General features: G+C 42.3%; 14 protein-coding genes and 1 pseudogene. 11 read left to right on the top strand and 4 right to left on the bottom strand.

The features are described 5' to 3' along the window. Positions 1 to 30 precede the first annotated feature (30 nt). Positions 31 to 591 (bottom strand): CoA pyrophosphatase, encoded by a 561-nt coding sequence (locus tag CWC03_RS15425; protein ID WP_138582643.1) that lies wholly within the window; start codon positions 589 to 591, stop codon positions 31 to 33. After that, the gene (pabB, locus tag CWC03_RS15420; RefSeq protein ID WP_138582642.1) at positions 581 to 1,930 is read right to left on the bottom strand and encodes an aminodeoxychorismate synthase component I; all 1,350 of its coding nucleotides are present in this window, start codon (positions 1,928 to 1,930) and stop codon (positions 581 to 583) included. The genes CWC03_RS15425 and pabB overlap by 11 nt, the downstream gene beginning before the upstream one ends. A 165-nt stretch (positions 1,931 to 2,095) precedes the next feature. On the opposite strand from pabB, the gene CWC03_RS15415 reads away from it, so the two are divergent. The 10 genes from CWC03_RS15415 to CWC03_RS15370 all read left to right on the top strand — a co-directional run bounded on the left by CWC03_RS15415 (position 2,096) and on the right by CWC03_RS15370 (position 12,213). After that, positions 2,096 to 3,622 carry a fumarate hydratase gene (locus tag CWC03_RS15415; RefSeq protein ID WP_138582641.1) on the top strand — a complete coding sequence of 509 codons (1,527 nt, stop codon included), beginning with the start codon at positions 2,096 to 2,098 and terminating at the stop codon, positions 3,620 to 3,622. 428 nt (positions 3,623 to 4,050) lie between these two features. Next, a complete protein-coding gene (locus tag CWC03_RS15410; protein WP_138582640.1) occupies positions 4,051 to 5,091 on the top strand; it encodes a Leu/Phe/Val dehydrogenase in 1,041 nt (346 codons plus the stop codon). A gap of 49 nt (positions 5,092 to 5,140) precedes the next feature. After that, positions 5,141 to 5,785, top strand: coding sequence for a CatA-like O-acetyltransferase (locus CWC03_RS15405; protein ID WP_138582639.1), 645 nt, complete (start codon positions 5,141 to 5,143; stop codon positions 5,783 to 5,785). 403 nt (positions 5,786 to 6,188) lie between these two features. Continuing rightward, positions 6,189 to 6,959 carry a DUF3450 domain-containing protein gene (locus CWC03_RS15400; protein ID WP_138582638.1) on the top strand — a complete coding sequence of 257 codons (771 nt, stop codon included), beginning with the start codon at positions 6,189 to 6,191 and terminating at the stop codon, positions 6,957 to 6,959. Positions 6,960 to 6,965: 6 nt separating this feature from the next. Continuing rightward, a complete protein-coding gene (locus CWC03_RS15395; protein ID WP_138582660.1) occupies positions 6,966 to 8,327 on the top strand; it encodes a MotA/TolQ/ExbB proton channel family protein in 1,362 nt (453 codons plus the stop codon). Further along, positions 8,327 to 8,851, top strand: coding sequence for a MotA/TolQ/ExbB proton channel family protein (locus tag CWC03_RS15390; RefSeq protein ID WP_017218012.1), 525 nt, complete (start codon positions 8,327 to 8,329; stop codon positions 8,849 to 8,851). Before CWC03_RS15395 ends, CWC03_RS15390 begins: the two co-directional genes overlap by 1 nt. Before the next feature lie 14 nt (positions 8,852 to 8,865). Beyond that, positions 8,866 to 9,270, top strand: a complete 405-nt coding sequence (locus CWC03_RS15385) for an ExbD/TolR family protein (protein ID WP_010606404.1) — start codon at positions 8,866 to 8,868, stop codon at positions 9,268 to 9,270. Beyond that, the gene (locus CWC03_RS15380; RefSeq protein ID WP_138582637.1) at positions 9,270 to 9,887 is read left to right on the top strand and encodes an energy transducer TonB; all 618 of its coding nucleotides are present in this window, start codon (positions 9,270 to 9,272) and stop codon (positions 9,885 to 9,887) included. The genes CWC03_RS15385 and CWC03_RS15380 overlap by 1 nt, the downstream gene beginning before the upstream one ends. A gap of 10 nt (positions 9,888 to 9,897) precedes the next feature. Next, a complete protein-coding gene (locus CWC03_RS15375; protein ID WP_138582636.1) occupies positions 9,898 to 11,157 on the top strand; it encodes a tetratricopeptide repeat protein in 1,260 nt (419 codons plus the stop codon). Between the two features lie 51 nt (positions 11,158 to 11,208). Continuing rightward, complete coding sequence (locus CWC03_RS15370) at positions 11,209 to 12,213, top strand: hypothetical protein (protein ID WP_249314050.1); 1,005 nt, start codon at positions 11,209 to 11,211, stop codon at positions 12,211 to 12,213. Here CWC03_RS15370 and CWC03_RS15365 read toward each other — a convergent pair. Next, the gene (locus CWC03_RS15365; RefSeq protein ID WP_138582635.1) at positions 12,176 to 12,550 is read right to left on the bottom strand and encodes a TraR/DksA family transcriptional regulator; all 375 of its coding nucleotides are present in this window, start codon (positions 12,548 to 12,550) and stop codon (positions 12,176 to 12,178) included. The genes CWC03_RS15370 and CWC03_RS15365 overlap by 38 nt on opposite strands. Before the next feature lie 37 nt (positions 12,551 to 12,587). Next, positions 12,588 to 13,574: a tRNA-dihydrouridine synthase gene (locus tag CWC03_RS15360; protein ID WP_138582634.1), complete on the bottom strand. Its 987-nt coding sequence runs from the start codon at positions 13,572 to 13,574 to the stop codon at positions 12,588 to 12,590. Between the two features lie 261 nt (positions 13,575 to 13,835). Between CWC03_RS15360 and CWC03_RS15355 the strand changes: the two are divergent. Then, positions 13,836 to 14,030: pseudogene (locus CWC03_RS15355) on the top strand (hypothetical protein); the annotation flags it as partial.

Raw genomic sequence — 14,030 nt, 5'->3', positions numbered from 1 at the left:
GGTTTTAAAAAAGGTCTTACCAGTTAAGGGCTAAAATAGGGCGGTAAATTGTTTTACGATTTTTGCCGTTGCACCCCACAGTAAACCGTGCGGTGTCATAAACCCGTCGAGTGAAACTGGTTTGCCGTTATTGGTAAAATGGAAAGTTCGCCAATTCTTGGCTGCGCTTAATTGGTTTAATGGCACTGTAAATGTGTGTTGCACTTCGTCGCTGTGATTCACCCAAGTTGCATCTTGTTGTACAGAAGCAACAACGGGAGTGATTTGGTATCCTGTGAGCGTTTGCATAAACGGTAATATGCCCAGGACTTGAGACTCAGAGATTGCCAGGCCTATCTCTTCTTCGGTTTCGCGAAGTGCTGTGTTGATGATATTACTATCTTGTTGTTCGACTTTGCCCCCAGGAAAACAAATTTGACTCGGGTGGCTCGGTAATTTGCTGCTGCGTTTGCAAAACAACAGGTGGGCACGAGCATTTACATCAACAATAGGAATAAGCACCGCGCTTTGCTTTAGAGTATGCAGTGTAGTTGGTGTTTGCGCCATGATGGGCGCCAACATAAATTGCGATATAACCTGATCAATCTTCATTTAATACCGGGAGGATTTTATTCACTTTGTGGTAAGTCTCTTCAAACTCTAACTGTACTTGAGAGTCTTTGACTATACCACCACCTGCCCAGCAATGTATCTTATTCTGATGACAAACTAGGGTTCTGATAGTGATAGAGGTATCCATGTTACCACAGGCGCTGAGGTAACCGATTGAGCCGCAATAAACGCTGCGTCTGTGCGGCTCTAGCTCTTCGATGATCTCCATGGCGCGGATCTTAGGTGCACCTGTTATGGAGCCACCGGGGAAGGCGGCTTCGAGTTGATCAACAGCACATTTACCCTCTGCCAGTTTAGACGTTACGGTGCTTACTAGATGGTGAACCGCAGGAAAGCTCTCGATTGCAAAGAGTGATGGAACCGCGACGGAACCTGGTTTCGCTACCTTACCCAAGTCATTACGTAGTAGGTCTACTATCATGACATTCTCGGCTCGGTCTTTGCTGCTGTTTTTGAGCTTCTCAGCTTGCGCTTTATCGGCGTCAATGTTTGATAACCTAGGCAGGGTGCCCTTAATCGGCTTAGTTTCTACAATGTTGTCTTTAACTTGAATAAAGCGTTCCGGCGACACGGAAACAATGGCACTATCGCCCAAGTTAAAAAATGCTGAGAAAGGCGCTTGGTTGTGGTTTCGAAGCTTTTTATACGCGAGCCACGGAGTTCCTTCAAAGTCAGCAGTGAATCGTTGTGCTAGGTTTATTTGATAGCAGTCGCCACTTAGCAAATAAGATTGAATGCGCTCAAAATTTTGCTCGTATTGTATTCTACTCATGTTTGACTGCCACTGTGATGTCAGTCTAAATGGCTCAAACGCTGAGGTGTCTTCAAGCCGCGGCAAATACATTGCTAGCCTTTGGGTATTGGGTTGCGACACATAAAACCAAGCTTTGACGACTTTGTCATAAATTAACGCGTCTGGATACAAGCCAACACAAGCATCGGGTAGATTAATATCATGTTCTGCACAGTGTGGTATGTGTTCAATATAACGGCCGAGATCATAGCCAAAATAACCAAGCCAACCGCCATTAAAAGGTAAATTATGGGGAGCACTGCAATTACTGAACTGGGCAAGCTTATCTTTCATCACAGTGAAAATAGATCCACTCTGCAGCTTGCCGTCTAAAAATACATTTCCGTCTTTAGCTTCAAGTAAATTAATTGGTGCAATCGCAATGATATCGTAGCGGCTGTTGATGTGATCAGAATCGCTTGAGTCTAACAGGATAGCCTGAGATTCGTTTGCAAAGTGTTCAAATAATTCTAGTGCATTGTGCCTAATGTCTAATTTCGTACAGTTTATTCGCTCGTTTATCATTTACTTGACCTGCAAAGCTAGCCCCAAACGGGCGGGGAGGTTATCATAGTTACCTGCTATTCCATAGTTTAAGGTATTGAAATTGACTTTCTGATGCTGAATAACAACAATTGCCAGCAAAAGTTTCAATACCAAAAAAATACCGTCGAAAATTGAGGAACCGTCATGAGTACAATCCGTCAGCAAGACTTTATTGATAGCATTGAAGATGCGCTTCAATATATCTCATTTTACCACCCACTTGATTTTGTCCAAGCATTAGAAAAAGCCTACGAAAAAGAAGAAAGTAAGGCTGCGAAAGATGCAATTGCACAGATCTTAATTAACTCACGCATGTCAGCAGAAGGTAAGCGTCCGCTGTGTCAAGATACGGGTATAGTAACCTGCTTCGTTAAAGTCGGTATGGACGTTAAGTGGGATAAAACTGACTTGACGGTACAACAAATGGTGGATGAGGGAACTCGTCGTGCCTATATGAACCCAGATAACCCACTACGTGCATCAATCGTTGCCGATCCGGCGGGTAGCCGTAAAAACACCAAAGACAATACGCCTTCGGTAGTACACATTGACTTAGTACCTGGTGCTGAAGTTGAAGTGATGATTGCAGCGAAGGGTGGCGGCTCTGAAAACAAAACTAAAATGGTGATGCTAAACCCATCAGATGATGTTGCCGAATGGGTGGAAAAAACATTACCTACAATGGGCGCTGGTTGGTGTCCTCCAGGCATGTTAGGTATAGGCATCGGTGGTACAGCAGAAAAAGCGGCTGTATTGGCAAAAGAGTCTTTAATGGATCCGGTTGATATCCATGAGTTGATGGAACGTGGTGCCGAAACCGCAGAAGAAAAACTGCGTCTAGAAATTTTTGAACGTGCAAACAAGCTTGGTATTGGGGCACAAGGTCTTGGTGGTTTAACAACCGTTGTTGATGTAAAAATCAAAACGGCACCAACACACGCAGCGTCTAAGCCTGTGGTGATGATCCCTAACTGTGCCGCTACACGTCACGTACATTTCACATTAGATGGTTCTGGCCCTGCAGACCTAAAAGCGCCAAAGCTTGAAGATTGGCCAGAAGTGACTTGGGAAGTGGGTGAAGATACGCGTCGTGTCAATCTAGATACTTTGACCAAAGCAGATATCCAAGAATGGAAAATGGGTGAAACTGTGCTGCTTTCAGGCAAAATATTAACTGGTCGAGATGCCGCGCATAAGCGTTTACAAGAAATGATGAATTCTGGTCAGGGTTTGCCAGATGGTGTCGATTTCACTAATAAGTTTATCTATTACGTGGGTCCGGTGGATGCTGTGGGCGATGAAGTAGTGGGGCCAGCAGGTCCTACCACATCTACACGTATGGATAAGTTTACTGACTTGATGTTAGAGAAAACCGGTCTTATCGGTATGATCGGTAAAGCCGAGCGCGGTCCTGCAACTGTCGAGTCAATCAAACAAAATAAAGCCGTGTACCTTATGGCTGTAGGTGGCGCAGCGTACTTGGTGGCTAAGGCCATTAAGAAATCACGTGTTGTGGCGTTTGAAGACTTAGGTATGGAAGCTATTTATGAATTTGAAGTAGAAGACATGCCGGTGACGGTTGCCGTTGATAGCAATGGTGAGAATGCGCATACGCAAGGCCCTGCAATTTGGAAAGCACGAATTGAAGAGTTAGATAGCAAACTTACTTAATCAGCTATACATTTATGGGGAGTACAATAGTTACTTTCCATTTTTACATTTGGATCCGTTGTTAAATTAACGGTCTGGAATATTATTGAGGAGGCTGGCAGCCTCCTTTTTTGTATGGATATGTTTACAATGGTTGTTTACCTTCCGTTTACGTAAACAGTAACTTCAGAAAAGTTCGATAAGTTGAATTAAAGTTTCTTAAAAATATTTGTTTTTGATTTGTTTTTTTATTATTTGTTTTTATTTTGAATTAACTATTTGTATTTGCTTTGAATTGGGTTTATATCATCTCAATTTGTGGAATGGTGCTAGAGTTAGTGATAGAGTCTTGCCAATTTCAGCGCTATTGCCTTTAGTGTGATACTGAACGCTAAGTCACACTTAAGAGCTTACCCGTATGGGATAGATAATTTTTGGAGAAGAAGAAAGTGGCTGTATTTAACCAAGTTGAATTTGATAACCATGAGCAAGTCGTATTCTGTTCAGACGAAGCATCAGGCCTTAAAGCGATTATCGCGGTACATAACACTAAACTAGGTCCTGCGGTAGGTGGTTGTCGCCTATGGAATTATGCCTCTGATGAGGACGCGGTATATGATGTACTGCGCCTGTCCAAAGGGATGACATATAAGAATGCGGTTGCACGTTTACCATTTGGTGGCGGAAAATCTGTCATTATTGGCGATGCTAAGACAATCAAGTCAGAAGCGTTATTCAGAGCGTTTGGTAAACACCTAGACCGTCTAGGTGGCAGTTATTACTCAGCAGAAGATGTAAACATCACAACAGGTGATGTAATGGTAATGCATAAAGAAACTAACTACGTAATGGGCCTCGAAGGTAAAAGCGGTAACCCTTCTCCATTTACTGCGTTAGGCACATTCCTTGGAATTAAAGCTGCTTACCAACACAAGTATGGTCACCAAGATTTGGCTGGTATCAAAGTTGCCGTGCAGGGCTTAGGTGCAGTTGCTTACACTTTGTGTAAGCACCTCCATGAAGCGGGTGCAGAGCTATTCGTTACTGATATCAACGAAGAGTCAGTGCAACGAGTGGTCAATGATTTCAATGCTACTGCTGTTGGCATTGACGAAATCTATGATTTAGATGTTGATGTGTATGCACCGTGTGCACTAGGTGCTACGATAAATGACGACACTATTCCACGTATCAAAGCTACGATTATTGCAGGGTGTGCAAACAATCAGCTTGCAGAGTCTCGCCATGGTGAGATCATTCGTGAAAAAGGTATTTTATATGCACCAGATTATGTGATTAATGCTGGTGGAATCATCAATGTTTACTATGAAACAAAACCTGAAGGCTATGATGAGGCTGCAGCGACTAAACACGTTGAAGGCATCTACGACACGCTAACTGAAATCTTTAAGCGTTCTGATGATGAGAAAGTTTCAACACATATAATTGCTGACAAATTAGCACAAGAGATTATTGAAAACGGTCTATAATAACAGCGCCGTTTAATTACCAGAGAGGGGCAAATGCCCCTTTTTTTGTATGAAAAAGAAAATATCTCTTGATACTTGGCCTCGCCAAGAACACTTTTCGTTCTTCAATGATTTTGTCCAACCTTACTTCACCGTTACCGTCAGCTTACAGATGGAAAGAGTTTACGAAATGAGTAAACGTAATGCCGTTCCATTTTCGCTTAGTTGTCTATACGCATTACAGTTGGCATTGCAAAGCTATACCCCTATTCGTTACCGTATAGAGGCAGGAGAGGTGGTTGAATATGATGCTGTAGAAATTAGCAGTGTTTTTCTGCGAGGGGATGAAACCTTTAGATTTGTAAGACTTTCACCTGAAAGTGATTTCAACCGTTTTATTAGCGCTAATACTCATAGCACAACCGAGCAACTAAATGGACCGCTTATCAGTGAGCAATTCTTGATGGAAAGTCAGGTGCCAAATTGTGTTCATGTATCTATACTTCCATGGTTATCTTTTTCCAGTTTTGGTCATGCGAGACACAGTAGAGATGACTTCGGCATACCAAAGTTTGTGTTCGGAAAATACAACAAAGCAGATGGTACGATGCCATTTTGTATTGAAGTCCACCACGCCTTAATGGATGGTCTACACGTCGCTGAATTCGTTCAAATTCTGCAGGAAAAAATAGATCAAGCGATATGGGACAGATAAACAAATTTTGCGTTAGTTCGCAGAAGATGAAATAATTTGCGTTCTGTGCAATGAGAAATCTAGCTTATGCTGCTGTTTTTATAGGTTATTCATAATTTCTATTTGGAATATCTATTCAATTTATTGGAATAAATTTGATGTAAAATATTGTAAACGGCGTATGCAAAAGGTTGGTTTTACAAAGGATGTGTATCTTTTGCTGTGTTTTTGATGTTAATTTTTTGTTTTGTATATAATTATTACTTATTTATTGACAAAAAATGTTTTCACAGTGAAGTTGACACATCGTGTTGCATTTAGCATTATTGGACAGTTGATATCTGTCAAATGATATCAGGGTTGCTCTCACGTTGGTGAGAGCGCGAAAATTATAAAAGTAACATTACTTAATTGGTTGGGAACTATGTCTGTTAAAATCAGAAAGAGCCTTGTAGCTACGGCGCTTTTAGGCGCAACAGCTTTTGCAAGCAGCAATGTGATTGCAGATCCTTTGAATGACATACAAAAAGTAGGTCAACAAACTCAAACGGCTGCTAAAAAGTCTCAAGAAAAGATTGATAACCTTTACGGTCAGTCTCAAGAAATGATTGCGGAATACCGTGGTCTGGTTGAAGAAGCAGAACTGCTTAAAGTGTATAACGATCACGTTGCACGTCTTGTAGCAGATCAAAATGCAGGTATTGAGTCTCTTGAGCGTCAGATTGGTACTATTGACAAGACAAAACAGGACGTTGTGCCTTTGATGTATCGCATGATCGATACGCTTGAGCAATTCATCAAAGCGGACGTTCCGTTTAATCAAGAAACACGTCTGGAGCGCGTTGAGAAACTTCGCAGCATCATGACTAACTCATCTGTAACGACTTCTGAGAAGTTCCGTCAAGTGCTTGAAGCTTACACGATTGAAACTGACTACAGTACAACTATCGTTGCGAGCCAAGGTTCTCTTGAACAAAATGGCAAAAACATCAATGTTGACTTCGCTCGCCTTGGCCGTATCGCATACGTTGCTCAGTCGTTCGACCAAAAACACGCTTGGGTGTGGAACAACAACACTAAGCAGTGGGAACAACTTGGCGAAGAATATCTTAAGCCAGTTAAGAGCATGATCCGAATTGCACGTAAGCAAGCGGCTCCTGAACTTATCGATCTACCTATCTTTGGCGCGGAGTAATTAATGATGAAGAAACTATTTAAAGGTTTTGCTGTTGCTGCAGCGTTAACAGTTTCTGCTGGTGCCGCGCTAAATGCACATGCAAACACTGAAGCCTTAGACAAAATCCTAGAGCAGGTTAAACAAAACCGTATCTCTGAAGGCAAAATCAACAAGCAGCGCGAGCAAGAATTTCTAAGCGATCGTGCTGACAAGCAAGCACTACTAAACAAAGCGAAGCGTGAGCTGGCTGCTGAGAAAGCACGTGGTGAACGTTTAAATGAACAATTTAAACAGAACGAAGTAACGCTTGCTGAAAAAGAAGTTGAGCTAGAAAATGCCAAAGGTACACTTGGTGAAATGTTCGGTGTTGTACGTCGTTCAGCTGCTGACGCTATCGGTTCTATCGAAGCCTCATTGGTAAGTGCTGAAAAACCAGGACGTGCTGAAGTGCTTCGTTCGCTAGCTGAAGCAAAAGAGCTTCCAACTACTCGTGAGTTAGAAGACCTTTGGATTGCTTTCCAAACTGAAATGACTGAATCAGCTAAAGTTTCTAAGTTTGAAGCTGAAGTTGCTGAGCTAAATGGTGATGTAAACGTCAAAGAAGTAACGCGTGTTGGTAACTTCAACCTACTTACTAAAGACGGCTACGTTATTTATGATGCTGAGAACAAGCAAATTGTGCCTCTTGGTAAACAACCAAGTGGTGAGCTAGCTGGTGTTGAGCGTCTAATCGCTGCACCTGCTGATAAGTTTGTTATGGTTGCGATTGACCCAACTCGTGGTTCACTATTACAACTGAATACTCAGCGTGCAACGATGGAAGAGCGCTGGCACCAAGGTGACACGGTTGGTTACATCATTACAGCACTACTTATTTTAGGTGCATTGATTGCAATCGTTCGTATGCTAGATCTATTTATTGTTAGCGGTAAAATCAAAGCGCAAATCAAAAACGCGAGTAACCCTAACACAAACAACCCACTTGGTCGTATCTTGAAAGTTTATCATGATAACAAAGATCAAGACGTTGAAAACCTAGAGCTTAAGCTTGATGAAGCTATCCTACGTGAAACTCCGCGTATTGAGATGGGCGTAAACATCATCAAGATTCTAGCGGCTATTGCGCCACTACTAGGTCTACTAGGTACGGTTGTTGGTATGATCATGACATTCGAATCAATCACACTTTATGGTACTGGTGATCCGAAAATCATGGCAGGTAACATCTCTCTAGCGCTAGTAACTACAGCACTAGGTCTTATTGCAGCTCTACCTCTAATTCTACTTCACGCTGTTGTACACGGTCGTAGCAAAGCGGTTCTACACATCCTAGATGAGCAAAGCGCAGGTATTGTTGCTACTCACGCGGAGAAGGAGAAAGCCTAATGTTAGTCCTGATGGAGATATGGGAATCTATCAGGGATTTTGTTGCTACAGGCGGCGATGTATTATACGTGGTCGCGATAGCACTCTTTCTAATGTGGGTTTTAATGATTGAGCGCTATTGGTTCCTACTAGGCGAGTTTCCTAAGCTACACAAGGATATCGTTGCTAAGTGGGACGCCCGCCAAGATACTACGTCTTGGTACGCACACAGAATCCGCGATGCTTGGATTTCTGAAGCGTCTGAAAAATTAGATGAGCGCATGTTGATTATCAAAACATTGGTTGCGATGTGTCCATTAATCGGTCTTTTAGGTACAGTGACAGGTATGATCACAGTATTTGAAACGATGGCTACTCAAGGTACGGGTAACGCACGATTAATGGCTTCAGGCATATCAATGGCTACGGTACCAACAATGGCTGGAATGGTTGCGGCACTATCAGGTGTTTTCTTTAGCACGCGTCTAGAAGCACGTGCAAAAATGGCTAAAGAGAAGCTAGTTGATAGCTTGCCTCATCACTAGAGAGAGATTGAACTATGGCACGTAAACAACGTTTTCGTGAAGAGGAAGATGCAGCAGTAGATATGACACCGATGCTAGACATCGTATTCATCATGCTTATCTTCTTCATCGTAACCACTTCTTTTGTTAAAGAAGCTGGTATTGAGGTTAACAAGCCAAAAGCGGCACAGGCACAAAAGACTAAAAATGCGAACATCTTTATTGCAATCCGTGAAAACGGTGAGATTTGGATGGACAAGCGTCAAGTTGATGTTGAGCGTGTAAGTGCTAACCTTGAAAGTCTAATGGCTGAACAACCGACTGACGTGATTATTATTCAAGCCGACAAAGGTGCGAAACACGGCGTAGTTGTTAAAGTTATGGACCAAATTAAAGCGACAGGCGACAACTTGAAGATTTCAATAGCTGGAGATCAGTAATGATTCGACTTCTGTTTTCACTTCTAGCAGGTGGGGCAGTAACTCTCGGCTTGTTCTTTTTCATGTCATATCTTATCTCCGGAGGAGCGGATAGGGCAGATGTACAGAAGGAACAAATCGTAGTCGAGATTATGTCGAATCCACCTGAATCAAAGGTGCAGCAGCGGAAGCGTGTCCCGCCTCCGCCGCCGCCACCACCTAAGCAGCCGCCAAAACCGCAGCCGCCTCAGCCAGATACGGCTGATCCTTCTGCGGGTAACATCGGCTTTAACATGCCTAGCATTGACCTAGGTGGTACTGCAGGTGGTTTATCTGGACCTGGCGAGTTTGGCCGTGACGGTGATGCGACACCTATCGTTCGAATTGAGCCAAAATATCCACCTCAAGCCGCTCGTGATGGCAAAGAAGGTTGGGTACGTTTATCTTTCACAATCAATGAGGTAGGTGGAGTCGAAGATGTTGAAATTATCGATGCTGAACCAAAGCGTATCTTTGACCGTGAAGCAAGACGTGCACTTCGTAAGTGGAAATACCGCCCTAAAGTTGTTGATGGTAAGCCACAGAAGCAACCTGGAATCACAGTTCAGCTTGATTTCACACTAAACCAAGGTAATTAAGGAGGCAGGCATGAAAAGTTTACCTAAATTTACAGCTCTTGCTCTTCTTATTGCATTGACTGGTGGCATTTACTCAGAGTCAGTTTCTGCTGCGCCTAACTATGAAGAAATAGAGAAGCGTAAAGCAGCAAAAACTAAGATCATGGGTGAGCGAGTAGGTAAAAAAGTTGCCAAAGCGTTCGAGTTATATAACGAAGAAAAAGTCGATGAAGCGATTGCAATGCTTCGCGAGCTTGACCCTTCTGATGACTTCGATAAAGCAACGGTTAACCGTTACCTAGGTCAGCTTTATGCTCAAAAGGAAAACTACAGCGAAGCGATTAAGTATACGCGTTTAGCTATTGCTCCTGATGCGCTTAACTTTAAGGATCAAAGCGATCTAATGAAGTTACTTGGTGACCTTCTGCTAGGTACTGAAAAGTACGCTGAAGGTATTAAAGCCTATGAAGCGTGGATGGACTTTACGGGTGAAAATGACCCTAAAGTGTATGGTCGTATCGCGCAAGCTTATTATGAGCTAAAGCAATACCCTAATGTTATTGCTCCAGCTGATAAAGCTATCGCAGGTGTAGAAGAGCCAAATAAACAATATTATCTGATGAAAGTTGCAGCATACTTTGAATTGAAGCAATTCAAAAAGGCTGTAGAGGTTGGTGAAGAGCTAGTGCGTGTTTTCCCTGAAGACCCGAAAGCTTGGACACAACTAGGTGGCTTTTATTTGCAAACCGAAGATTACAGTAAAGGTATGACTGTAATGAAGGTGGCGCATAGTAAAGGTTATTTTGAAAAAGAGAATGACTATAAGATTCTTGGAAGCTTATACTCTTTGACAGAAGATCCTTGGCGTGCAGCTCAAACGTTCGAAAAGGCTATGAAAGATGGCAAAATCGAACGTACAAAGCAAAACGTGACAGCGCTTGCAAGTTATTACCACCAAGCTAAACACATCAGTGAAGCTGCTAAATACTATGAAGAAGCTGCTAAATTTGATGATGATGCAGAACTTTATGGAAGAGCAGGTGGCCTTTTACTGCAAAACCTGCAGTACAGTGCGGCAGTAGTTAGACTAAATAAAGCGTTAGAGCTTGGTACCAAAAAGAAAGGCAGTACATATGCTGATCTTGCGGAAGCTTACTACTATCAAGATAAGTTCAAACAAGCTTATGCAGCAATTTTGAAGGCGAAGGAAGATCCTAGCACTCGAAGATTTGCGATTAGCTGGTCGAGCTTTATCAAAGAAAAAGCACAACGTAGGGGTGTTAGCCTCTAATTAAAAAGCCCCGAAAGGGGCTTTTTTGATTTCAAGTTTTAATGTGAAATTATGAAAAAGCATTTATCGTTCAGCCTTATTTTGGTCGCGTTTATATTCCTATCTGCTTGTAGTGAGCAAAAGCAAGTCGTAAATTATCAAGAGCTCAGAACTTCTTTAATTTCTCTTAATAGCAGTTTAAGCCACTCATCTACTGATAATATTAGTGTGTTGCCATTTACAGAGGGCTACTTACAGCTTAGACACGCGTTATTGGCTAGTGACTTGGATGACTCAGATGTGATGGCGCACAAAGAGTTAGACTACTTAAGAATTCAAGAGCGCTATCCAGAGCGTTACTTACCTTGGCCTAGTAATATTACAGTGCTTAAGAACGTAGAGGGTAGGGTGAGTAGCGAAGAACTTGAACAATGGCTTGCATTTGTAACAACAAAGCTAAAAGAAGCTGACGAAAGTAATATTCGCTTAAACCGGTTTGAGCGAGAAGCGATAATAAAGCAGCTTGAAGATTCGAGTATTGATGCGCCCTCGCGTTCAATGCTGCTGACTTATTTAAATGATTATAAACCAAGAGCGATGCTAGGGCTGCATCAGTTACCGAATGGAAAAGAGTGGTATCAATCAAAGCTAAATTTTTACGGGGCGATTCAAGAATCGCCTAATAAAATATTAGCAAGGTTATCGAAAATTGATGCTAAAAATAGCAGTTCAAATATGCTTAAGATCACGGCGAATACTCAACAGCCCTATATACTAGAGCTATTGCCAGCGAGCTGCCAAAGAATTAGTGGTCTCAACTGGCGTGATGGATTTATTAACGTGCCTTCGACAGTGGCAAAGTGTACAAAGGCAATAGAGCAGCATAAAGCACTAATTGTAACCTTGATGACGGTGGACTTAGGAATTCATTACCAAGGGTGGTCACAAAAGCAAGCATTTGTTGCGCTTAACTCAAAACTAGCGCTGAATGAACAACAAGCACAACAATTGATTTCGAATATAGTCTATTTTCCGGCGACTATTTTTGCTGCATATCCCCATTTTTTAAAGCCTTAGTCTTACAACTGCGACAGCGTTGGGTTGCTGGATCTTGTTCTAGCAACTCAAGTTCTATTGTCTGCTCGCAATCACAGCAATAACCAAACTGACCGATCTCCATTTGGCATAATGCCGCTTCGACTTTCATCAACCTATCATAGAGCGGGAACTGCTCGGGATTTATTTTTTCCATTACAATATCAAGCCATTTATTAGGCGGATTGAGTTCTAAGGTATTGGCAAGATTATGAGTAAACTCATTAGGTGAAGCTTTTAGCTCTCCTAAAAAGTCGTTTCTAAGTGTAGCGAGTTCGGCTTGCAAGTTTTGCTCGTAGTTATGTGTGTTTTCATTCATGGGCGCTCTCCTATCCGACGTCCCATTATCATTTCAGTCAAACTTTACTGTTATGATTTGAATCAAGGTCTGGAGACATTGCGTATTTCTGTAACACCTTCATGACGTCATCTTTGCTTTTGAGCGTTTTGATTTCATCAAAAAGAACATGTGCGCCGCTATATTGACGTTTCAAATAACTTAACCACTGTTTTGTTCTAGCCGAAAAGTACTTTTCACTCATATTCTCATCTTGATGCATAGACGAATGAAGAATATGGTAGACGACATTTTCCCATGTGAGCGGAGTATAATGAGTACCGTTAACATGCGCTTTAATTTTTGCTGCCAAATCGGGGGTGGCTAGCGCACCGCGACCAAGCATCAAATTTTGGCATTGGCTACGTGTTTGGCAGAGTAGTGCATCTTCAACTTGCCAAATTTCACCGTTAGCAACGACAGGAATGGTTAACCTTGACAGTAAAGGTGGGATCTTTTCCCAGTACGCTGGCGGTTTGTAGCCATCTCGCTTGGTACGAGCATGTATCGCCAAACTCGAGGCGCCTCCTTGCTGGACCGCATCGACAATTTCAGTGCTATTGGCATCGTCATCAAAGCCAAGGCGTATTTTAGCGCTTACTTGATGTTCTTCTGGTACCGCATCTCTAACCGTTTTAATGATTTGATAGATTTGCTCTGGCTCTTTCAGTAAAACCGCACCGCCACGGCTTTTATTCACGGTTTTTGCAGGACAACCAAAGTTCAAGTCAATACCATGTGAACCAAGCTTTACGGCCTTTCGTGCATTTGCTGCAAGCGCATGGGGAACTTGACCTAGGAGCTGTACTCTTACCGGTGTTCCGGCTCTGGTATAACCACCATTTAATAGTTCAGGACAGTATCTAGTAAATACTCTACGTGGAAAGGTGAGATCAACGACGCGAATAAACTCAGTCACACAAAGATCAAAGCCGCCGAGATCTGTGAGTAATTCGCGCATTTTAAAATCAACTACACCTTCCATCGGCGCCAGAACAAGCTTCATGTGTTAACCTTCAGATACAACAAAAATAAAATGAGTCACTGATGACTCATCGAAAAGTGCGACATTTTAGCTAATTGTTTGCTGCAAGTCATCAACAGCCCCTAGTTATCCACAAATAGCAAAAAGACAACAGATGGACTATAACTGGATGTAAACCACAACTTAGTGATCACAGCTAAAATTTTTAAACGTTTAGCGAAATAAATGTGTAGACGTTTGGGTCTACTAATTGAATCTACTATTTCTGAGAGAGCAAACATTATGAATACCGTTAAAAAGAACTCTATTGCCCTAACTTTAAGTGCTGTTGTTGCAGGTACTGCGGGGTTAACCGTGACAGACGCAAGTGCTAATCCATTTAGTTTTGAAACCATGACTGCCGGTTATCAACTAGACGCTGGTGAAGGTAAGTGCGGCGAAGGTAAATGTGGTGGTGATGCTAAAGGCAAAAAAGAA

Origin of the sequence: Pseudoalteromonas sp. S2755 (genome assembly GCF_005886535.1) — a bacterium.
In the GTDB taxonomy this organism is placed as follows: domain Bacteria; phylum Pseudomonadota; class Gammaproteobacteria; order Enterobacterales; family Alteromonadaceae; genus Pseudoalteromonas.
This window is presented reverse-complemented; position numbering and strand designations above follow the sequence as displayed.

Bases quoted from the DNA above. Each gene is read 5' to 3' on its own strand.
- CWC03_RS15370 (WP_249314050.1), top strand. From the start codon at position 11,209: ATGAAAAAGCATTTATCGTTCAGCCTTATTTTGGTCGCGTTTATATTC.
- CWC03_RS15360 (WP_138582634.1), bottom strand. From the start codon at position 13,574: ATGAAGCTTGTTCTGGCGCCGATGGAAGGTGTAGTTGATTTTAAAATG.
- CWC03_RS15425 (WP_138582643.1), bottom strand. From the start codon at position 591: ATGAAGATTGATCAGGTTATATCGCAATTTATGTTGGCGCCCATCATG.
- CWC03_RS15375 (WP_138582636.1), top strand. From the start codon at position 9,898: ATGAAAAGTTTACCTAAATTTACAGCTCTTGCTCTTCTTATTGCATTG.
- CWC03_RS15415 (WP_138582641.1), top strand. From the start codon at position 2,096: ATGAGTACAATCCGTCAGCAAGACTTTATTGATAGCATTGAAGATGCG.
- CWC03_RS15395 (WP_138582660.1), top strand. From the start codon at position 6,966: ATGAAGAAACTATTTAAAGGTTTTGCTGTTGCTGCAGCGTTAACAGTT.
- CWC03_RS15365 (WP_138582635.1), bottom strand. From the start codon at position 12,550: ATGAATGAAAACACACATAACTACGAGCAAAACTTGCAAGCCGAACTC.
- CWC03_RS15385 (WP_010606404.1), top strand. From the start codon at position 8,866: ATGGCACGTAAACAACGTTTTCGTGAAGAGGAAGATGCAGCAGTAGAT.
- CWC03_RS15405 (WP_138582639.1), top strand. From the start codon at position 5,141: ATGAAAAAGAAAATATCTCTTGATACTTGGCCTCGCCAAGAACACTTT.
- pabB (WP_138582642.1), bottom strand. From the start codon at position 1,930: ATGATAAACGAGCGAATAAACTGTACGAAATTAGACATTAGGCACAAT.
- CWC03_RS15380 (WP_138582637.1), top strand. From the start codon at position 9,270: ATGATTCGACTTCTGTTTTCACTTCTAGCAGGTGGGGCAGTAACTCTC.
- CWC03_RS15390 (WP_017218012.1), top strand. From the start codon at position 8,327: ATGTTAGTCCTGATGGAGATATGGGAATCTATCAGGGATTTTGTTGCT.
- CWC03_RS15400 (WP_138582638.1), top strand. From the start codon at position 6,189: ATGTCTGTTAAAATCAGAAAGAGCCTTGTAGCTACGGCGCTTTTAGGC.